Annotated in this window: 12 protein-coding genes; 3 read left to right on the forward strand and 9 right to left on the reverse strand. The window is 68.7% G+C overall.

All coding sequences use genetic code 11. The annotated features are described in order from the left end of the window. Window positions 1–49 precede the first annotated feature (49 nt). From gspM to gspG, 7 genes are all read right to left on the reverse strand, one after another. A complete protein-coding gene (gene gspM / locus K3555_RS21310) occupies window positions 50–550 on the reverse strand; it encodes a type II secretion system protein GspM (protein ID WP_260008680.1) in 501 nt (166 codons plus the stop codon). Next, the gene (gspL, locus tag K3555_RS21315) at window positions 547–1,749 is read right to left on the reverse strand and encodes a type II secretion system protein GspL (RefSeq protein ID WP_260008681.1); all 1,203 of its coding nucleotides are present in this window, start codon (window positions 1,747–1,749) and stop codon (window positions 547–549) included. The genes gspM and gspL overlap by 4 nt, the downstream gene beginning before the upstream one ends. Before the next feature lie 124 nt (window positions 1,750–1,873). Continuing rightward, window positions 1,874–2,815 carry a type II secretion system minor pseudopilin GspK gene (gene gspK, locus K3555_RS21320; protein WP_260008682.1) on the reverse strand — a complete coding sequence of 314 codons (942 nt, stop codon included), beginning with the start codon at window positions 2,813–2,815 and terminating at the stop codon, window positions 1,874–1,876. Further along, on the reverse strand, window positions 2,812–3,480 hold the full coding sequence (locus K3555_RS21325) for a type II secretion system protein GspJ (protein ID WP_260008684.1): 669 nt from the start codon (window positions 3,478–3,480) through the stop codon (window positions 2,812–2,814). The genes gspK and K3555_RS21325 overlap by 4 nt, the downstream gene beginning before the upstream one ends. After that, window positions 3,477–3,860, reverse strand: a complete 384-nt coding sequence (locus K3555_RS21330) for a hypothetical protein (protein WP_260008685.1) — start codon at window positions 3,858–3,860, stop codon at window positions 3,477–3,479. The genes K3555_RS21325 and K3555_RS21330 overlap by 4 nt, the downstream gene beginning before the upstream one ends. Then, entirely contained in the window at window positions 3,845–4,306 is a 462-nt protein-coding gene (locus tag K3555_RS21335) for a prepilin-type N-terminal cleavage/methylation domain-containing protein (protein ID WP_260008686.1), read from the reverse strand. The genes K3555_RS21330 and K3555_RS21335 overlap by 16 nt, the downstream gene beginning before the upstream one ends. Further along, a complete protein-coding gene (gene gspG / locus K3555_RS21340; RefSeq protein ID WP_409201703.1) occupies window positions 4,291–4,791 on the reverse strand; it encodes a type II secretion system major pseudopilin GspG in 501 nt (166 codons plus the stop codon). Before gspG ends, K3555_RS21335 begins: the two co-directional genes overlap by 16 nt. A gap of 114 nt (window positions 4,792–4,905) precedes the next feature. Between gspG and K3555_RS21345 the strand changes: the two genes are divergently transcribed. The 3 genes from K3555_RS21345 to K3555_RS21370 all read left to right on the forward strand — a co-directional run bounded on the left by K3555_RS21345 (window position 4,906) and on the right by K3555_RS21370 (window position 8,535). Further along, complete coding sequence (locus tag K3555_RS21345) at window positions 4,906–5,697, forward strand: A24 family peptidase (protein ID WP_260008687.1); 792 nt, start codon at window positions 4,906–4,908, stop codon at window positions 5,695–5,697. A gap of 67 nt (window positions 5,698–5,764) precedes the next feature. Next, window positions 5,765–7,336, forward strand: a complete 1,572-nt coding sequence (locus tag K3555_RS24850) for a tetratricopeptide repeat protein (protein WP_311200047.1) — start codon at window positions 5,765–5,767, stop codon at window positions 7,334–7,336. Continuing rightward, window positions 7,333–8,535, forward strand: coding sequence for a tetratricopeptide repeat protein (locus tag K3555_RS21370; RefSeq protein ID WP_260008688.1), 1,203 nt, complete (start codon window positions 7,333–7,335; stop codon window positions 8,533–8,535). The genes K3555_RS24850 and K3555_RS21370 overlap by 4 nt, the downstream gene beginning before the upstream one ends. 96 nt (window positions 8,536–8,631) lie before the next feature. Here the strand turns inward: K3555_RS21370 and K3555_RS21375 are convergent, their stop codons facing one another. Then, window positions 8,632–17,916 (reverse strand): Ig-like domain-containing protein, encoded by a 9,285-nt coding sequence (locus tag K3555_RS21375; RefSeq protein WP_260008689.1) that lies wholly within the window; start codon window positions 17,914–17,916, stop codon window positions 8,632–8,634. Between the two features lie 209 nt (window positions 17,917–18,125). Further along, complete coding sequence (locus tag K3555_RS21380) at window positions 18,126–21,266, reverse strand: FG-GAP-like repeat-containing protein (RefSeq protein WP_260008690.1); 3,141 nt, start codon at window positions 21,264–21,266, stop codon at window positions 18,126–18,128. Window positions 21,267–21,381 lie beyond the last annotated feature (115 nt).

Consider the following 21,381-nt stretch of genomic DNA (forward strand, 5'->3'; position numbering starts at 1 on the left):
CCGGACAAGCAGCGGCAGGGGCACAAAACGGTCTGGAACAGGGCGCGGCTTATTGCGGCGCCAGGGTGATCCAAGCGGCCACCCGCCCCGGTGCCTCCTGTGCTTCAAAGCGGAAACTGCGCAAGCTGTAGCCCCAGGCGGGATGCGCGCCCATCAGAAAGGCGCCAAGCTCCTCAAAGCCGATGCTGTCAAAGCGCAGCTCCACGGTCGCTTCGGGACCGCTGCCCAGTCCGCTGAGCCGGCGCCGCAGCCCGGCGGCAATCAGCCTTTGTTCAATACCGCTGAGACCGGCCGGGGCGCCGGGGGCAGGCGGCGCGCTGCGGGTCAGGGTCTGTTTCTCTGCCAGCTGCCCGGCCGCCCAGGCCTGCAGGGCGGCGGCTTCGGCCTGGGCCTGTTCCGCCGCCTGGCGGCGTTCATGCAGCGGCAGCAGCAGCGCAAACCCGGTGCCCAGCGGCAGCACCCCCAGCAGCAGCACTGCCAGAAGCAGCCGTTCGCGGCGGCTGAGCGGCAGCAGCAGCCCGGCCAGGCGGGAGATCATCCGGGCGGTCACCGGCGCTCTCCGTCCGGGTCCGGGCTGTCTGCGGTGACGGCAAATTCGGCAAAGACGCCGCCCTCGCTGCCATCGGCCCGGGAATCGGTCAGCTGCACCGCCAGACCCTGCGCCCGCAGCGCCGCTGCCAGCTGATCGGCGGCGGCAAAATCGGCCAGCCGCACCGCCAGCCGCACCGCTTCGCCCTGCTGATAGCTGAGGCTCTCGGCGCGGGCGCCGGCTTTGGCGGCCACAGCGGCAATGCGGCGGGTCAGCTCCAGCACATCCGGCTGCGCTGCCGGTCCGGCGGCAGTGCGCAGTCCGGACAGGGCGCGGCTGATTTGCAGCCGGGCATCGAGCACCGGCGCGCCATTGGTGAAATGCGTCTGCGCCAGGGCCGTGGTTTCTGCCGCCGCGGCAGCGGTCTGCGCCTCGATGCGGCGGATGGCGGTGATCTGGGCGGCGCTCCACAGCGCTGCTGCCAGTACCGCAGCCAGCAGCGGCCAGCGCCAGGGCCGCAGTTTGCGCTCCAGCTGCGCCTGGGCCGCCATCGGGTTGCAGCGCAGATCGCAGGCCAATTCACCATGCCCCAGCACCACCGGTTGCGGCAGCCCCAGTGCCGCCACTGCAGCGGGGCTGGCGGCCACCGGGATATCGCGGATGCGGGCCAGCTCCGCAAACTCTGGCGGCGCGTCTTGGGGCAGCAGCAGCACTTTGGGCCGGGGGGTGCTGTCCAGCGCTTGCTGCAGCATCACCAGTGCCAGCGGCGCCTGGGCGGTAAAGCCGTCCTCCACCCCCAGCCGGACGCTGATTGCAGCACCCGGGCCGCTGCCGCGCAGGGCGAGGCTCCAGACGCCGGCGGCGGCGGGCAGCGCCAGGTAATCAGGCAGCACTGCCCGGCCGGGCAGGCGGCGCAGACTGTCCAGCCAGCCGGTGTCGGCGGCCAGCACCCGGGTCCAAGCGGCGGCGGTTTTGCGGGCCGGGGCAAAGGGCTGCATAGAGAACTGATCGCTGCGCAGCCCCAGCCGGGCGGCCAGCTGGCGCCTGGCCACCTGCTCGCGGGCCTGGCCGTGCAGCCTGGCAGGCAGGTCGAGCGTAAACAGCGGCACCGTTTCGCCGGGCACGGTCACCACCTGATGCGGTGCTGCCGCGGCGCTGCCGTCCGGTCCCAGGCGGACAAACTCTGCGGCAGTGTCTGGTTTGGCGCTGGCAGAGGGCATCGCCCGGGGCTCCTGTTACTGTTATATTTTGCGCTGCGCAGAATGGGGGCGGCACGGGGCAAGTGCAATGCGCAATCGGGCCCGTGTTGCTGACCGGTGCCGCTGCCGGAGAGCAGGGCCGGGATCAGGGCCGGCGGGTCAGCCGCCAGGCGACTGCAGGCCGCCGGGCGGCGCCGGTTTTGCGCAGCACGGTGCTGCGCTGTGCGGAGAGCGTGCCCAGTTGCGCCTGCGAACTGGCGCGGAACCAGTGCGAGACCACCGTGATCTGCTCTGCGCCCAGCTGATCTGCCGCTGTCTCATCGATTTGTTCCGGGGCCCGCTCTGCGCTGATCCGGGCCAGGCCGGCGGCGGCCAGAAAGGCCTCGGGGGAGGCGGCGGGCAGCGCGGCCTGCAGCCGGGCCAGGGCTGCGGGGGGCAGATGCGGCAGGAAGGCGGCCAGCACCTGCGGAGAGGCGGTGTTCACATTCAGGCGGCTGCTGCCGGGCAGGGCGGTGATATAGGGGCGCAGCCGCTGATAGCTGCGCGGCGGCAGGCCGGGGATGCCGGCCAGCTGCCCGGCGTCAAGCAGCGCGCCGCCCACTGGATCCAGCGGCGGATCAAGCCGGGCCCAGGCGGCACGGTTCTGCGGCCCGCCCGGCTGCAGGGCGGCGCGGATGGTCTCGCCGGTGCGGGGCGGCAGCGCCAGGATCTTCAGCAGCCGGGCAAAGGCGGCCCGGGCGGCGGTATTGTCCGGATCCGCCAGCCAGTTCACATTGAAGCGCCCCTGCAGATCCTCGATCCGGCCGCTGACGGTGCCCCGCGCCAGTGCCTGTTCCGCCTGCACGCGGGCCCAGGCCTCGCCGGGGTGATCAGTGGCGGACCGGTCCTGCGCCAGCAGGGTGATGGCCAGCGCGTCAAACGCGTCCAGCGCCAGCGCCAGCTGATCCGCCTCCTGCCCGGCCTGCAGCCGTGCCCGGCCGCTTTCGGCGCGCGCCAGCAGCAGCACCGCCACCGCCGACAGCGCCGCCACCAGCACCAGCGCATTGACCAGGACAAAGCCGCGGCTGCTGTTCCCCCGGCGGTTCATTTCAGGGTCTCCAGAAGCCGGATAGAGCCGAAACCCTTGGTTTCGAGCTGCAGTTCCACCGCCAGCGGCAGGGTGCTGGAATAAACCTCGGGGGCGCTGCCGGCCCGATCGGCATCCGCTGCAGCGCCGGTTCCGGCCTGTGGTTGCGGGCTAAGAGTTGCTGTGCCCTCGACCCAGCCGGGACCCTCCCAATAGCTGCGGACCCGCAGTCCGGATACGCCCTCAAGCACCGTCACTGCCGGCGAGCGGGAGGCGGCGCTGGCGGGTATCAGCGCAGGCCAGGCGCGGCGGCTGAGGCGGCCGCCCTGCAGCTGCCATTCGATCCGCTGCAGCCCTAGGGCCTGCGGATCCGGAACCAGCGCCGGCTGGCCGCCCGCGGAAAGCGCCAGCACGCCGCCGTGCAGCGACAGTGCAGACTGCGGCGCGCCGCGGCCAGGCGGGTAAAACAGCATCGGCACCGCGGCTGACAGATCGGCGCGCAGCAGGCTCAGCGCCTGCTCCAGCGCGGCGGTCTCTGCGGCGCGGGCCTCCAGCGTGCCGCGCATCCGGATCATGCCGCCCAGGGCCTGGGCGCCCAGCACCGCCACCAGTGCAAAGACGGCCATCGCCGCCACCAGCTCAATCAGGCTGAGACCGCGGTCCGCCGGCGCGCGCCCGGGCTTCACCGCAGCCCCGCTGCGGGCAGGTAAAGCGTCAGTGCTGCGGCTTCGCCGCTTTCGGCGCGGGCGGTGATTTCGGTTTTGACCAGCCCGGCGGCTGTGGTCTCGCGGCGGGTTTGCAGGGTGAAGACCATGCCGCCCAGCTTGGTCTGCCCGGGCAGAGGGGCGGCGGCGCCCGGCAGCTGCAGTTCTTCGGCGCGGTTGCGGGCTGCAATGCGGGCCAGCAGCCGGGGCGCCTCACCGCCGATCGCCAGCCGCGACTGATCGGTGCTGCGCAGCAGGGCGATGCTGGCCGCGGCCAGAACAAAAATGGCAATGGCCAGTTCAATCAGGGTGAGGCCGGCAGTGGCGGCAGAGTGCGGCGGCGGGGTCAGTTTTCGCGGCATGCCAGCGCCTCCCATCCGTCACTTCGGCAGCGGGCGGCGCCGCCGAAGGCAATGCTGAAGGCGCTGGAGCTTCCATTGGCCAGCAGGATGATGTCCGGCACCCCGGCCGCTGCCGGGCGGCGGACGGAGAGGGCCACCTGTCCTTGCCAGGGCTGCAGCCGCTCCGAGATTTCCCAGCCGGCGGTCTCGCGGCGGGCCAGGCGCAATCCCTGGGGGGTGAGGACAAGCCCGCGGCTTTGGCCGCTGGCGATTGCCAGGGCGCGGGCGCTGCCGTACTGACTGCGGAACAGTGCCAGATCGCGGGCGCTGCGGTCCGGTCCGCCGCCCAAAGCCAGCACCGCCGCCGTGGCCAGCACCGACAGGATGGCGACGCTGACCAGCAGCTCAATCAGGGTGAAACCGGCAGCTGTTGAAGCAGGGGAAGCAGGCTCTATTGCAGGGTCCAAGAGCCAATATCCGCATCCGCGCCGCTGCCGCCGGCCGCCCCGTTGGCGCCATAGCTGAAGATGTCGAACTCGCCATGCACACCCGGTGACAGGTAGTTGTAGGGCTGGCCCCAGGGATCCTGCGGCAGCCGGTCCATATAGCCGTTTTGCGCCCAATTGGCGGGCACCGGGTCGCCGCCGGGCCTTTGCACCAGGGCGGCCAGGCCCTGCTCGGTGGTGGGGTAGCGGTAATTGTCGAGCCGGTAGAGTTTGACGGCGCTGGCGATGGCGGCAATGTCGGCCTTGGCGCGGGCGGCGCGGGCCTGATCGGGCCGGTCGATTACCCGCGGCACCACCACCAGGGCGAGGATCGAGAGAATCACCACCACCACCATCAGTTCAAGCAGGGAAAACCCTGCATCGCCATGCGGCTGCCGGGCCTTTTGGGGGGCAGGCTGGAGGCGCGCGCGGGGCGGCTGCGGGGCGGGGGCGGACTGTGGCTGCATCGGGTTCTTTCTTTTGACCGGCGGCATGATAGAGGGGGGCGTTAGGCATTGTCCATTGCTCCATAGCCAATCCGGCGGGGGCGCGGGAAGAGGGGAAAACATGCAGGCAGCAGCATGAGCCTTGGGGCCGGTCTTGAGGCCGGGATTGCGGCAGGGCCGGTTGCTGGGTTGCCAGCCTGGTGGCTGCTGGTGCTGCTGGCGCCGGCCGCGGGGTCGTTCCTGGCGGTGCTGGCCGACCGGCTGCCGCGCGGCGAGGATGTGATCCGGCAGCGTTCGGCCTGCCGCAGCTGCGGCCAGCGGCTGGGGGCTGCGGATCTGATCCCGCTGCTCTCCTTTGTTCTGGCGCGCGGGCACTGCCGCCACTGCGGTGCGGCGCTGCCGCCCTGGCTGCTCTATTTCGAGATCGCGGCAACCGGTGCTGCGGTGCTGGCACTGGCGGCGGGCGGCAGTGCGGCCGCGGTGCTGTTCTCTTGCCTGTTTTTGTGGCTGCTGCTGACGCTGGCCGCGGCGGATCTGCTGTGGCTGCGGCTGCCGGATGTGCTGACGGGGGCGCTGTTTGCGCTGGTGCTGCTGACGGGGCTGCAGCCAGGCGGCGCCGGGCTGACGGCGGTGCTGGTCGGCGCGGCGCTGGGGGCGGGCAGCTTTCTGGCGCTGCGGCTGGGCTACCGGGCGTTGCGCGGGCGCGAGGGGCTGGGGCTGGGCGACGTCAAGCTGATGGCGGGCCTGGGCGGTTTTGCCGGGGCGATGGACCTGCCGCTGCTGCTGCTGCTGGCCTCGGGCGGGGCGCTGGCGGCGGCCTGGCTGCAGCGGCGGCAGCTGCGCGGCGGCATGGTGCTGCCTTTTGGCGCGGCGCTGTGCGCGGCGGCGGCGGTGCTGTGGCTGCTGCGGGCGGCAGGAGGGGTTTGATCTTGCCTGCGCCGGACCTTAGGGTCCGCGGATACTGCCTGCCTGCTTATATATGCTTGTGAGAAATATGACCTTATTCCGTTTTGCCCCGCTGTGCCTGATCCTTGCTGCCGCCCCGCTGTGCCTGCGGGCGCAGGAGGCGGCGCCTGCCACGCCTGAAACCGCGGCTGCCAGCCAGGATGCGCTGACGATGGCAGAGGTGGAACAGGCCTGGGCGGCAAAGGATTTCGCGCGTGTCCGCCAAGGCCTGGCACAGCTGGCGGCGGCCCCGGGGGCGGCGTTTGCCCAGTACCGCTATGGCCGGGTGCTGCTGGAAGGGCTGGGCGGTCCGGCGGATCCGGCGGCGGCGCAGGGCTGGCTGCAACGCGCTGCGGAACAGGGCCAGACGCAGGCGGCGGTGCTGCTGGCGCGGCTGTATCTGAGCGGTGTGCCGGGCGGTCCGGCCCGTGACCCGGCGCAGGCGGCACAGTTGCTGCTGGCGGCGGGCGCGCGCGGCAGCAGCGAAGCGCAATACTACCTGGGGCTTTTGCACCAGACGGGCGAGGGGGTGGCGCAGGATGCCGCCAGTGCTGCGGCCTGGCTGCAGGCCGCAGCAGAGCAGGGCCACAGCGCGGCGCAGTTTGAGCTGAGCCGCATCTATTCCCGCGGCCAGGGCGTTGCGGAGGATACCGCCCGGGCGCTGCATTGGCTGCAAGGGGCCGCGGCGGCGGGCCATGGTGAGGCGCAGTTCTATCTGGCCTATGCGCTGGACAGCGGCCAGGGCATTGCCCGTAACCGTGCAGAGGCGCTGGATTGGCTGCGGCAGGCCGCTGAGGGCGGTTTTGCGCCGGCCCAGGCGGCGCTGGGGCGCAAATACCTCAAGGGGGACGGGGCAAAGGCCGATCCGGCAGGCGCGTTGCGCTGGCTGCACAGTGCCGCCGCAGCGGGCGAGGGCAGCGCGATGACGGCGCTGGGTGAGGCGTATTTGGGCGCTTATGGCGTGCCGGAGGATGTGCCGCAGGCCTGGCAGCTGTATCGCAGCGCCTGGGAACTTGGGCTGCCGCAGGCTGCGGTGGGACTTGCGGGCATGCTGGAGCAGGGCCGCGGCGGGGATCCGGATCTGGAACAGGCGGTGGTTCTGTACCGCAAGGCGGCGGAACTGGGCAGCCCTGCTGCGGAGCTGAACCTGGGGCGGCTGGCCGGAGCGGGCCGCTTGGACGGGTTGCTGGCACCGCACCGGGCGGTGCCCTGGGCGCTGGCGGCGGCCCGGCAGGGCGACATGGCGGCTGAGGCCTGGATGGCGCAGCAGGCGGCCGCAGGGCTGCGGCCGGCACAGACCGCCTTGGGATTGCGGCTGACAGAGACAGGGGCACGCCCCGCTGAGGCGGCGGCGCTGTTTGAGGCGGCGGCTGCAGCCGGGGACAGTGCAGCGCAGCACCAGCTGGGGCTGCTTTATACCAAGGGGCTGGGGCGCGATCAGGATTATGTGCAGGCCTATAAATGGCTGAACATCGCCGCCGCAAGCGGCAGTGCCGGGGCGCTGGAAACCCGTGCGGTGGTGGCGGATCTGATGACACCGGAACAAGTCGCCGAGGCCCAGGCGGCAGCGCGTGCCTTTCTGGCGGCGGCCACGGCTCCGGCCGGGCGGGCGGCGGAATGAGCCTGCGGCCGTTCCGTTTGCGCCCTCTGGCGGCGGCATTGTGGCTGGCGCTGCCGGCCGCAGCGGCCGGGCAGCAGGCGCTGCCGCTGGAGCAATTGCGCGCCGAAGCTGCTGCGGGCCAGGCCGCGGCGCAGTATGCGCTGGCGTTGCGGCTGCAGGATGGCCGCGGGGTGCTGCAGAATTATGCCGGTGCTGCGGACTGGCTGACCCGCGCCGCAGAGCAGGGCCATGCGGCGGCGCAAAACCGGCTGGGCCAGTCCTACCACAGCGGGCTGGGGGTGGCGCAGGACCGGGCGCAGGCGCTGCATTGGCTGGAACAGGCTGCTGCCAGCGGCAGGGCGCAGTATCTTTTCGACCTGGCTGCGGTTCTGGAACAGGCGCCGGACGGCAGCGGCGCGGCGCAAGCGGCAGAGCTTTATGCCCGCGCTGCCGGGCAGGGCCATCAGGATGCGGCTGTCAGCCTGGGGGTGCTGTACCAGAACGGCACCGGCGTGGCGCAGGATCCGGCGCGGGCCCGCCAGCTGTATGAAGGCCCGGCTGCGGCCGGCCATCCCCGGGCGCTGAACAATCTGGGCCTGATGCATGTGCGCGGGGAAGGTGCTGCGCAGGATTATGCCCGCGCCGCCGCCCTGTTCGAGGCCGCCGCTGCCCAGGGGCTGGCCCCGGCCATCCGCAATCTCGGGGTGATGTATGAAAACGGCTTTGGCGTGCCGCTGGATGAGGCCCGCGCGGCAGATCTTTACCGCCGTGCGGCCCGCGCCGCCGGCGCCGCGGCGGATCCAGGGCTGATCTATGACGCCCGGCTGGCGCCGCCCGACAGCAGTGCCGCAGGGCTGGAGCGGCTGACGGACGGGGCAGCGGCCGGTGATCCGCTGGCACAGTTCCAGCTGGCCTGGCTGGCCTTGCAGCAGCCGGATCCGCCGCGCGCCGGGCTGCTGGCGGCGGTAGCGCAGCTGCGCGCCTCGGCAGAGGCGGGCTATCCGGCGGCGATGGCCAACCTCGGCTGGATGTATTTTGAAGGCCGCGCGCTGCCGCAGGATTATGTGCTGGGTTATATGTGGCTGGTGCTGGCGGCCAGCGCCGGCCTGCCGGAAGCGCGCGGTCTGAGCGCGGCGCTGCAGGCCAGGCTGACCCCGGCGCAATTGGCCGAAGCCCAGGAGCTGGCGGCGGCCAAGGCAGGGGCCGGGCCGCAGCACTAGCCCCGCGCCAGGGGACTCTGGAACAGCAAAACAGCCCGCCTCCCTAGGCGGGCTGTTTTTTTGTCCGTGTTCTGTTGCCCGCTGCGGGCGCCCGGCTCAGAAATCGAGCCGGATGCCGTGTTCGATCTTCAGGCTCTCCGCATCCGGGGCGGTGATCCGGGTCACCACCGCGCCCTGGCCACGGGCAAAGGGCCGCTCGCGGTGCAGATCCAGCGCCAGCCGGTCGGTGCCGTCGATATGCTCGTAATCGATCTCGAAACCGAAGCGCAGGCCGGTGGAGGGGTCATAGACATCGCGGGCAAAGACAAAGCCTGCGCCGCAGCCGGTGGTGCCGTCATAAGATGAGCTTTCGCAGGCCAGCCGCGGCGCAAAGGACAGCCGGGCGGCCAGGCCGGCGGCCGGGTTGCTGTCTTCGGCCCGGGTAAGGCTGGCAAACTCGACCTCGGCAAAGATGCGGCCGCCGTTATAGCCGGGGATGTCGATCCGCCCGGTATCGCGCTGCGCCAGCTGGGTGGCGGTGACGCTGGCGTCATCGGCCTCGGCAAAGGCCAGATCGGCGCCCAGCCGCGGGCTGATCAGCATGTTTTCAAGCTGGTGCCGCCCCGACAGCGCCGCGCCGGCAAAACCGGCCGCATAGGTATAGCCGCCGCGGGCATGGATCGGGTCGGTGGCCGTTTCAAAGCGCAGCCGGTAGCGGTGATGGCCGAGCGCGGCGGCGGCATAGTAGTCCAGGAACAGCCCCTCGTTCAGCGCCCGGGCGCCATAGATCCCGGTATTGGCGCCAAAACCGGTGATGGAGCCATCCGCTGTGCCATCGGCGCTGGTGCGGCTGACATAGCCGCCCCAGAACTTGCCGCGCAGTTCCTGCCCGGGCAGGAACCGTTCGCTTTGGCGGGAGAATTGCAGCATGGCCTGGGTGCCCAGCCCATCGGTGCGGCTGAGGGTGAAGGCGCCATCCAGGATCTCGCGGCGGCCGCTGCCGCAATTGTAGACATCCCAGCCGAAACTGCCGGCGCTGTTGCCGGTGCCGCCCTGGACCTGCAGGCTGCCATCCACGTCAAAGGCGGCGACGGTGCCGCAGCGCAGCCCCTCCTGGCCGGCCTGCAGCCGCTCCAGCGCGCCTTTGGCGATCCGGCTGAAATAGCGCTGCTGGGTCTTGATGGTTTCTTCCAGGTCTTTCTTCAGCACCGCGGTCAGCTGATCGCGGATCTGGTCGACCAGGTCGTCGCTGACCTGCACCTGCGCCAGGGTCAGAGCAAAACCGTCATAGCGGGTATCTGCTGAACTGACGGTGACTGCGGGCTGGCAGCTGTGGGCGCCTTCCACGTCCTCGTCGTCGATGGCGCTGATGGTCAGCACCTGGGCAGTGGCAAAGCTGGCGGCGCTGAAGCTCATCGAGGCGGGAGAGACGGTGCATTGGCTGTCGCCGCTGAAGGCAAGCTGCACATCCTGGCCGGGCTGGCCCAGCAGCCGGAAGGACATTGCCGCGGTGTCTTCGCCGTTTTCCGAGGCGGTGAGATCGTCATTGGTGACCGCGACGATGGCAAAGTCATCGTCCGCCAGGCTGGCGGTGCCGGTCAGCTCTGCCGCAGTGGTGCTGAGGCTGGCGGCACCATCGCCCGAGGTTACCGCCGTCAGGGTCAGGATCAGGGTTTCGCTGCCCTCGATCAGCTGGTCCTCCAGCACCGTCACGGTGACCTCTGCACTGGTGTCACCGGCCGGGATCGTCACCGAACCCGAGGGTGCGGTATAGTCGGCACCAGCAGTGGCGGTGCCGCTGAGGCTGTAGCTGAGCACCGTATCCACGGTTGAGGCGCGCTCCAGCGAGATGGTGAAGCCTGCATCGTCCGGGACGCCGCCGTTGGCCTCGGCGCCGTCATCGGACGCGCTGACGGTGACCGCATTTGCCGCGCATTGGGTCATCGGGATGTTGTTGGCCAGCACGTTCGGGTCGCCGGCCTCGATCACAAAGGTATCGTAGAATACCGGGTTGGCGCTGAGCGAGGCATCCGCCAGGACGCCGGTGGATCCCACCTGGGTGGAGCCCAGAACCGCCGGGTTGGCGGGCAGCAGCGAGGTCACATCCAGGCTGCCGGAGCTGAGCCGCGCGGTGCTGGCTGCGCCGCCGGCCGGGTAGCTGTAAGCAACCGTATAGGTGCCGGGCCGCTGGGCGAACCACTGGTATTCACCGGTGGTGCCATCGCGCACGATGTTGATGTCATTGGCGATGCCGAGGCTGCTGTTGGAGCCTGAGGGGCCGGTCACGGTGAGGCCGCCGCCGGTCAGGATCCGGCCGTCATCCTCGCAGTAGAAATAGCCCTGGGGATCGTAATCCTGGGCATCGGGGATGCCGTCGCCGTCGCGGTCCGCGGTGGCGCTTTCAAAGCTGTCGGGAATGCCGTCGCCATCCAGGTCGGCAGGCGGCACCGGGTTCGGGGTGCCGGTCAGCTCGGCGGTGGCTTCCAGGATGTCCGAGGCCTCATTGCCATTGCCTGCCAGGTCCTGCGCCGCATCCGCGCTCAGCTGGATGGTGAGGGGGCCGTCGTGATCCGGGGTCACGGTGACGCTGTAGCTGGCATCGCTGCCGGTCAGATCCGAGGCGCTGCCGCCGGTGACCTCCAGCCCGTCCAGGCTCAGGCCGGTGACCGCTTCGCTGAATTGCAGCGTCACCTCAAACGGGTCGCTTTGTGCGGTGTCCGGCCCGCTGAGTGCGGCGGTGGGCAGGCTGGCCTCTTTCTCTGCGGCGGCGGTGGCGGCGCCTGTATTGCCGGCCGCATCGGTGAGCATGACCGAGAGCGTCAAAGTGCCATCGGTGAGATCGGAGAGGTCCAGCCCGGCGATCTGATCGGTGGCAGTGGCGATGGTGCCGCTGCCGGTGACATCGCTGCCGCCGCCGTCCGAGCTGATGGTATAGGCATAGCTGGTGCCGGTTTCAGCACCGGCAAAGGTAAAGCTGACGGCGCTCTCATTGGCGGCATTTACTGCGCTCTGGTCAAAGCTGACGCTGTAGCCTGCTGGTGCGCTGGTATCCTTGGCCGCCGTGCTGGTCTCAGCGGCGCCGGCATTGCCGGCCGCATCGGTGAGCACCACGGAAAGCGTCAAAGTGCCGTCGCCGAGGCCAGAGAGGTCCAGCCCGGCGATCTGGTCGGTGGCAGTGGTGATGGTGCCGCTGCCGGTGACATCGCTGCCGCCGCCGTCCGAACTGATGGTATAGGCATAGCTGGTGCCGGTTTCAGCACCGGCAAAGGTGAAGCCGGCGGCGTTTTGATTGGCGGCATTCACCGCGCTCTGGTCAAAGCTGACGCTGTAGCCTGACGGCGCGTTTGCGTCCTTGGCCGCGGTGGCGGTCTCAGCGGCGCCGGCATTGCCGGCCGCATCGGTGAGCACCACCGACAGGGTCAAAGTGCCGTCGCCGAGGCCGGAAAGGTCCAGCCCGGCGATCTGGTCGGTGGCAGTGGCGATGGTGCCGCTGCCGGTGACATCGCTGCCGCCGCCGTCCGAGCTGATGGTATAGGCGTAGCTGCTGCCGGTTTCGGCACCGGCAAAGCTGAAGCCGGCGGCGCTTTGATTGGCGGCAGTTACCGGATCCTGATCAAAGCTGACGCTGTAGCCTGCTGGCGTGGCGGTATCCTTGGCTGCGGTGGCGGTCTCAGCCGCGCCCGCATTGCCGGCCGCATCGGTGAGCACCACCGTGAGCGTCAGAGTGCCGTCGCTGAGGCCGGAGAGGTCCAGCCCGGTGATCTGATCCGTTGCGCTGATGATGGTGCCGCTGCCGGTGACATCGCTGCCGCCGCCGTCCGAACTGATGGTATAGGCGTAGCTGGTGCCGGTCTCCGCGTCGGCAAAGGTGAAGCTGACGGCGCCTTGATTGGCGGCGGTCACCGCGCTTTGGTCAAAGCCTACGGTGTAGCCTGACGGCGCTTCGGTGTCCTTATCTGCTGAGGCTGTGGCCTGAGGCGCCGCATTGCCAAGCGTGTCAGAGGCATCCGCCGTCAGGGTCAGCGCCCCTTCAGCCAGCCCGGACAGATCCAGGGTCAGGCTCCAGGTATTGCCCGATATGCCGGCGGTGCCGCTGACCTGGGCCGCGGCGCTGTCGGTGACGGTCACGGTGACGGTTTGGCCGTCTTCGATCAGCGTGCTGCTGCCGGACAGGGCAACGGCAGACGCCTCGGCGGCGCTGACCATGTCATCCTCCAGCTGCGGGCTGTTGAAGGAGAGGCTGGGAATGGCGCTGCCCTTGGCAACTGTATCGGTCTCAGCGGCGCCTGCATTGCCGGCCGCATCGGTGAGCACCACCGTGAGCGTCAGAGTGCCGTCGCCGAGGCCGGAGAGGTCCAGCCCGGCGATCTGATCGGTGGCAGTGGCGATGGTGCCGCTGCCGGTGACATCGCTGCCGCCGCCGTCCGAGCTGATGGTATAGGCGTAGCTGCTGCCGGTCTGCGCGCCGGCAAAGGTGAAGCCGGCGGCGCTTTGATTGGCGGCATTCACCGCGCTCTGATCAAAGGCGGCGCTGTAGCCCGAGGGTGCGCTGGCATCCTTGGCCGCCGTGCTGGTCTCAGCGGCGCCGGCATTGCCGGCCGCATCGGTGAGCACGACCGAAAGCGTCAGAGTGCCGTCGCCCAGGCCGGAGAGGTCCAGCCCGGCGATCTGATCAGTGGCAGTGGCGATGGTGCCGCTGCCGGTCACGTCGCTGCCGCCGCCGTCCGAGCTGATGGTATAGGCGTAGCTGGTGCCGGTCTGCGCGCCGGCAAAGGTGAAGCCGGCGGCGTTTTGATTGGCGGCGGTCACCGGATCCTGGTCAAAGGCGGCACTGTAGCCCGAGGGTGCGCTGGCATCCTTGGCCGCGGTGGCGGTCTCAGCGGCGCCGGCATTGCCGGCCGCATCGGTGAGCACCACCGAGAGCGTCAAAGTGCCGTCGCCGAGGCCGGAGAGATCCAGCCCGGCGATCTGGTCGGTGGCAGTGGTGATGGTGCCGCTGCCGGTCACGTCGCTGCCGCCGCCGTCCGAGCTGATGGTATAGGCGTAGCTGGTGCCGGTTTCGGCACCGGCAAAGGTGAAGCCGGCGGCGCTTTGATTGGCGGCAGTTACCGGATCCTGGTCAAAGGCGGCGCTGTAGCCAGCTGGTGCGCTGGTATCCTTGGCCGCGGTGGCGGTCTCCGCGGTCCCGGCATTGCCGACCGTGTCAGTGAGCACCACCGAGAGCGTCAGAGTGCCGTCGCCAAGCCCGGAGAGGTCCAGCCCGGCGATCTGATCGGTGGCAGTGGCGATGGTGCCGCTGCCGGTGACATCGCTGCCGCCGCCGTCCGAGCTGATGGTATAGGCGTAGCTGCTGCCAATTTCAGCACCGGCAAAGGTGAAACCGGCGGCGCTTTGATTGGCGGCAGTTACCGGGTCCTGGTCAAAGGCGGCGCTGTAGCCTGCTGGCGCTTCGGCGTTTTTGGTGAGGTTTTCGCTGACCTGATTGGCCGCAGTGCCGGCCGCATCCGAGGCATCCGCCGTCAGGGTCAGCGCCCCTTCGGCAAGCCCGGACAGATCCAGGATCAGGCTCCAGGCATTGCCGGATATGCTGGCGGAGCCGCTGACCTGGGCTGCGGCGCTGTCGGTGACGGTCACGGTGACGGTCCGGCCGTCTTCGATCTGCGTGCTGCTGCCGGAGACGGTCACGGCGGCGGCCTCGGCGGCGGCGAGAATGTTATCCGCGGTGAAGGGGGTGTTCACGGTCAGATCGATCACATTCAGGCTGGCCGAGGCGGTGCCGGAATTGCCGGAAGAAGAGGTGAGATCGCCGGTGGTATTGCTGTAGCTGCCGGCCGTGCTGCTGGTCACGTCTGCGGTGATTGTGCAGCTGGCGCCGGCGGCAGCCGTGCCGCCGGTGTAGTTCAGGGTGGCGGCGCCAGCGGTTGCGGTGAGGGTGCCGCCGGTACAGGTCGCGGCCGCATTGGACGGTGAGGCAAGAACCAGTCCCGCAGGCAGGTTGTCGGTTACATCCAGCGCCGAGGCGGCAATCGCCGAGGCGCTGTTGTCCACCGTCAGTGTCAGCGTGGTGCTGCCGTCCTGTGCAATTGATGCGTTGCCAAAGGCCTTGGTGAAACCGGGGGCAGGTTCAACCGTGAAAGCGGCGGCGGCAGCGGCGGCGGCAAAGCTGCCATTCTCTGTCAGCGTGCCGGAACTGCTGCTGTAGCTGCCGGCAGCGGCGGAGGATGGCACCGTTACAGTCAGCGGAATGCTGCAGCTTTCCCCCGGGGCCAGGGTGCCGGCGGTGAGCGATACCGTGCTGCTGCCGGTCACGCTGGAGCCGCTGCCGCACAGGTTGCTGCCGGTGCCGCCGGTCACGGCCAGCCCGCTGAGGGCTGTATCCAGATCGTCGGAGAACCGCAGCCCGGTCAGGGTGCTGCTGCTGTCGGTATTGGTAATCACATAAGTCAGCGTGGTGCTGCCGCCTGCCGCCAGGGCAGGATCCGCAAAGGATTTGCTGAAGCCGGGCAGGGAGAAGGCGCTGACGCTGAGCGTGGCGCTGGCGGCCGGGCCGGTGGCGGCCAGCCCGGAGATAGTGCCGCTCACCGCACTGGTGGAGCCGCTGTAAGCGGATGTGGCGGCCCCGCCAGGCACGCTGAGAGAGACGCTGAAGGTACAGCTGCCGCCGGCCGCCAGGCTGGCGCCGGTCAGGCTGAGCGTCGACGTGCCGGAGACGGAGGAGCCTGCGCCGCAGGAATTGCTCAGCGTGCCGGAGCTGGAGGCCAGCCCGCTGAGCACCGCATCCAGGTCATCGGTGAAGGCAATTGCGGTGGCGGCGCTGCTGCTCAGGTTGCTGAGGGTGTATTGTGCTGTCACCGTGCCGCCCGGCGCCACCGGATCATCGGTGTAGGATTTGCTGAGGAGGAGCTGTGCGGAATCCACCTCCAGGTTTGCCTGCATCGCTGGCAAGGTCACAGAGGCGCTGTTCACTGTGGCAGTCACGCTGGAGCTGAGCGAGTTGTAGCTGCCGTCCGCGGCGCCGGCCGGGACCAGCAGATCCACCGCGATGGTGCAGCTGGTGCCTGCGGCGATCTCAAGGCTGGTGAAAATGCCGGTTGTGGTGCCGCTGGCTGCGGGCGCGCCGCCGCAATTGGTGAAGATTGCAGACGGGGCATTGACCGCGGCCAGGCTGCTCAGCGCGGTGCTGTAATTATCGGTGAAAAAGCCGCCGGTGTAACCGGCGCTGCTGTCCGGGTTGGTCAGCGTGTAGGTCAGGGTGATGGTTTCGCCGGGCAGGGCGCTGGCAGGGGCAAAGCTTTTGGAGGTCTGCAGCGGCTGCGCGGTGATCACCTGCAGGCTGTCGCTGGCGGCGCTGGCGGTGGTGGCCTGGCCGCCGGCGGTGGCGCTGAGCGCGCTGGTGGTGTTGGTATAGGTGCCGTTTGCGGCGCCTGCGGGGAGGCTGATGTCCATGACGATCCGGCAGCTTTCGCCGGGGTCCAGCGTGCCGCCGGAATAGCTGAGAGTAGAGCTGCCGGTCAGGCTGCCGCCGCAGCTGTCGCTGGTGAGGCTGCTGAAGACAGTGCCGGACAGAAAGGCGCCGAGGTCATCGGTAAAGGCGAGGGCGGTGGCGGTGCTGACCGATTCCGCGGCACTGCTGAGGGTAAAGGTCAGCTCTGTGTCGCTGCCCGCCCCGGCAATATCCTCGGTGAATTCCGTGACAAAAGAGAGATTGGCGCCGCCTGCAACCGTCAGCGTGGCGCTGGCGCCGCTGGTGCTGGCTGCGTTGCCGTTCACGGTGGCGCTCAGATCACTGGTGGTGAAAGAATAGTCGCCGGGCGGGGTATCTGCGGCGGCGGCGAGTACCAGGTCAAAGCTGCAGCTGGCCCCTGCGGCCAGGCTGCCGCCGCTCATGCTGAAGACAAAGACGTCAGTATCGGGAACGGTCTGGGTGAAAGTGCTGCCCGTCCCGCAGCTGTTTGCTGCCGGCAGGGTGCTGATGGTGACGTCATTGGCGCTGGTGATATCGCTGATCACATCGGTGAAGGCAATATCCGTGGTGCTTGCGGCCGCGTTCGGGTTGGTGATGGTATAGCGCAGCGTGCCGGTGGAGCCGGGGGCCACCGGATTGTCGGTGAAGGCCTTGCTGAGCGATGGCGGCTGGGAGCCCGCGCCGAACACCCGGAGCGTGGTGCTGGCGGTGCTGCCGGTCACAGAACTGCCGCCGAGATCGCCGGTCAGGGCGCTGGTGGTATTGGTATAGGTGCCATCGGCGGCGCCTGCGGCCAGGGCAATCTCGGCCGAGATGGTGCAGCTGGCCTCAGCCGCCAGGCTGCCGCCGGAGAAGCTCAATGTGCTGCTGCCCACGCCGCTGACACTGCCGCCGCAGCTGTTGCTGGTGAGGCTGCTGAAAGTGGTGCCGGACAGGAAGGCGCCAAGGTCATCGCTGAAGGCCAGATTGGCGGCGCTGCTGCTGCGGCTGGTATTGCTGAGGGTGAACTCCAGGTTGGCGCTGCTGCCGGCATTGGCCTGGATTACATCAAAGACCTTGACCAGGCCGAGGCTGTCTGCGGGCAGGCTGTTGACGGTCAGCCCGGCGGTGGCGGTGTCCTGGGAAATGGTGCCGAAGAAGGGGTTGCGGACGATGAGGTCGTTTTCCAGGCTGTAGCTGCCCGGCGTGTCCGCCTGGATCAGGGCGGTGATGGTGCAGCTGGTGGTGCCGGCCGTGGTCAGTGTCGGGCCGTCAAAATCCAGGGTGCCTGCGTCCCGGTCCACTGTCAGGGTGCCGCCGCAGGAGCTGCTGGCGGTGGCCGGCGAGGGGAAGCTCAGCCCTGCAGGCAGCGTCTCAGAGAACGCGGGATCCCGGTAATCGGCAAACCCGGGGCTGGACGCGACGGTGACATCAAATGTGTAGGTCAGCGTCGAGGTGCTGCCGGGATCCACTGCGGCGGAGCTGAAGGATTTGGAGTAGCCGGTGCCGCTGGCGGCGGAGACGGTCAGATCATCGGCAGCGGTGCCGCTGTTGCCCTGGGATGAGGTGAGATCCCCCGAGGTAAAGCTATGGGTGCCCGGGGTGCTTGAGGTGACGGGCAGCGAGACCGTGCAGCTTTGGCTGGCGCCAAGCCGCCCGTCGCTGAGCGACAGGCTGCTGCTCCCGGCGGTGGCGGTGAATGTGCCGTCGCAGCTGTTGCTTTGGCTGCCGCTGGCAATGGTTACCCCTGTGGGCAGGGTGCCGCTGAAAGCGAGGCTGCTTGCAGGGCTGGCGGAGGTTTCGGTGATGGTGAAGGTCAGCGTTGAATTATTGCCCGAGGATATCGAATCCGGGGAAAACTGCGCGCTGAAGGTGGCCTGGGCCAGGGCGGCACCGGGGGCGGCAAAAAGCAGGACAGCAATAAACAGACGTGAAAAACGGTGCAGCAAGCTGATCATGAAAAGTCCTAAAGTATATGTGCCCGGTATGCCGGCCCGAACCCTGGCTGCTGCCAGACCGGAAAGCCGTGGTTTACGGTAGGGCAGGCGGAAAACCGCCACAACTTGGCATCGAAAAAAAAGCCAAAGTTCCGGAGACTGTAGCAGATCTGCACACTTCTGGCGTGCCGCCCTTGATCACCTCAGGGTTGAGGCGCGGGGTGGCGGGGCTACTGCCGGCGGATCCGGTACAGATGACCTGCTGCCAGCGGCCCTGCCAGTTCCGTTTCCGTTCCGTCCGGCCAGCGGATGCGGGCGCCCGCGGCACTGGCCGCCTGGCCCAGGCCGAAATGCGCCCGCGGCGCGTCAAAGCTCATGAAGCCGCCGCCCAGCTGCAATTCCCGCGTCTGAATGCTGCCGTCCGCGGCGGTCAGCCGGATGCGGGCGCCAATGGCCGCCCGGTTGCCTGCCAGATCCTCCAGCTGAAAGGCAATGGCGGCATTCTGGCTGTTGTTGCGGAACAGGGCCAGCGGCCCGTTCACCGGATGGGTCAGCAGGTCCAGGTCGCCATCGCCATCCATGTCGAACTGCACCGCTGCTGCCGTCATCAGGTAATCCTCCAGCCCGAAGAGGCCTGAGGCCTCGGCAAAGCGGCGCCCGCCTTCCGCCGCCGGAATGTTATGGAAAAACAGGTTCGATGGAGAGACCTCGTTGGGCACCCAGGTGCCATTGACGATATAGACATCCAGCCAGCCGTCCTGGTCGAAATCGGCGATCTTGGTATCCCAGCTCCAGCCGCCCACATCCAGGCCGCGCGCCTCAGCGGTATCGGCAAAGGCTGCCCCCTGCCATTCCAGCAGCACGTTGGAGCGCAGGATCTGCGGATGGGTGAGAGCGATTTCCGCTGCCGTGGGGCGGCGGGACGGCTTGAAATGCAGCTCGCAATAGGCGCGCGGGATCGCCTGGGCGGCAGGGATCAGCGCGCAGACCGAGGGGTCGCGCTTCTGGATCGCCAGGTCCTTGATCAGCATCGCCTTGCAATCGGCCTGGGCCTGCCCCGCCATTGCCTGGCAGCGCCCGGCATAGGCAGGATCGAAATTGTTGCCGGTTTTGTACCAGGATTTGATTGCCATGTTCTGTGCGCAGAGCGCCTTGGCCGCAGGATCGGCGATGGCATCGCAATACTGCGCCAGCGGCTGCATCTTCAGGGTGTCCGAGACCCCGGAGGAGCGCCCGGCGATCTGCGCCAGATAGAGCGCGGGCGTGCCGGTGTTGAACAGATCGGCGGTCTTCACCGCCATCGTGGTGGTGGTGGTATGCGGGATCAGCCCTTCCGGCTGGCTCAGCATCGTCAGCCCGCCGGCGCCGTCGCCGCGGTAGAAGTAATCGGGGATGTCGAAATCATTGCCGGCAATCAGATCCGGGGTGCCATTGCCGTCGAAATCGCTGAACAGGATCGACAGGGTTTCGCCGGGAATGCCGGGCAGATCGGTATAGATCCCGCCGGTCAGCTGGCCGTCCCGGTTCCACAGCACCCGGTTGCGCGCCTCCTCGCCGGGGATGCGCCGGTACCAGCCCGCTGCCCAATTGCCCAGGGCCGCATCCAAAGTACCGTCGCCATCAGCATCGGCAAAGCTGATCGCCATGGTCAGCGGTGCATCGGTGCGGTTCTGCACGGCGCGCGGCGGTTCCGGGCCGAACTGCCCCTGCACATTGCGCCACCAGTAGTTGCCCTGCAGGTAGCTGGCCAGGAACAGGTCGCTCCAGCCGTCATTGTCGATATCGGCCAGGGCGGCGTTGAAGACGGGGGCCTGCGCCAGCGGCCCGAGGTCAGCTTTGATCCGGGAAAACCGCCCCTGGCCGTTGTTTTCATAGAGATAGAGGCCTGCCTCGGTGGAGGCGATTGCCAGATCCAGGTCGCCGTCATTGTCGATATCGCCCGCCGCCAGGCTGCGGCCCTCCCAGAACGGCGGCCACATGTCGCGCATGCCGAATTCCAGCGGCTTATCAATGCCCGCGGCAGCGGCCTCCATCCGGGTAAAGCCGGTTTCTGCAGGCGGCGAGGGCGGCGCAAAGGGCACGGCGGTGACGGTGATCCGCGCCGCATCCGGGCTGATGGCCTGCGGCACACCGTCCAGCGTGGCCGCCTGGGCTGCGCCCCACTGCGCGGCCTGGACCGGCGCAGAAACCGGGGCAGGGGCTTCGCTCTGCAGCAGCAGCTCCAGCGCCCGGCGGCTTTGCCAGCCATGATAGCCTTGGGCTGCAACCCCGGCCAGGATACCCAGCCCGGCCAGCGCCGCCGCCATCAGCCCGGCCGCGCGCAGCCCCAGGCTTTGACGGATGATCAGAAAGGAATAGACCGAGAAACTGCCCAGGGTCACCAGCAGCGCCATCACATAGCCATGCGGCAGCCCGGCGGCCAGCAGCGCCCCGGTCAGCACCGCGTCAAAGGCCATCGGCACCGGCAGGAACAGCCCGGCCAGGGTGATCAGCACCAGCGCGGTCAGGCCAAAGCCCAGCCCGGTGATCAGATCCGGCGGCAAAAGCGTCGCCACGGTGGCGCCCAACAGCCCGGCGGCCAGCATCAAAGGCACCGTGAGACGGAGGATCTGCCACAGATTGGCGGCATAGGCGCGCGCCACGGCAGCCAGCGCTGCCGCCAGGCTTTCGCGCGGAGCCCCCGCCGCCAGCTCGCCTGCAGACCAGGGCGCCGGGGCCGGAACCTCTGCGGCGGCGGCCTGCCGGGGCAGCGTGTAGCGGCAGATCAGCGGCACCGCGCCCAGGATCACCAGCAGGCTGATGCCGATCTTGGCCAGCGCCATATAGGCGGGCAGCAGGCTGAACATCATCGACAGCACCACGACATTCAACGAGGGCGAGGCGACCATGGCGGCCAGCGCGGTCTCGGCCCGCATCCCGGCCGCATAAAGCCCGCGCCCGACCGGTGCTGCGCAATTGGCGCAGACCCCCAAAGGCGCCCCGACCGCCAGCCCCAGTGCCGCATTGGCAAAACCGCCGCGGAAGCTGCGCTGCTGCAGAGTGCCCAGGAGGGTCATGAAGCCGGCCGCAAACAGAATGCCGAAGGTCATGCCCTGCCGGTTGGTGTGCAGCCAGTTCAGGGTGGTATAGAAAATCCGCTCCAGCGCGCCCATCGCTGCGGTCAGCGGGAAATGCGCCTCAAAGCTCAAGGGATCCTCCAGCTGGATCGCGCCGGACATCATCAGCTTTTCATTCAAGGCCGGATAGCGCGAACCGGTCCAGAACAGATAGGTCAGCGTGCCGAGGATCAGCAGCGACAGGATCAGGCGTGTCTGATGAGGATTGCGTATTAGGTTCTGCACCTGCCAGCCTTTGAAGGTTATGCGGTTCATTCAGGCAAAATTATGCGGCCGTGCTCGGGGAGGCGGCCATCTGTTTGCAATGTGTTTTACAGACTGAAATCTGTTTTGCCAGATTTAGTTGCATTGCCGCGCATTCCAGGAATGC

This window comes from Leisingera sp. M527 (genome assembly GCF_025141525.1).
Lineage (GTDB): Bacteria > Pseudomonadota > Alphaproteobacteria > Rhodobacterales > Rhodobacteraceae > Leisingera.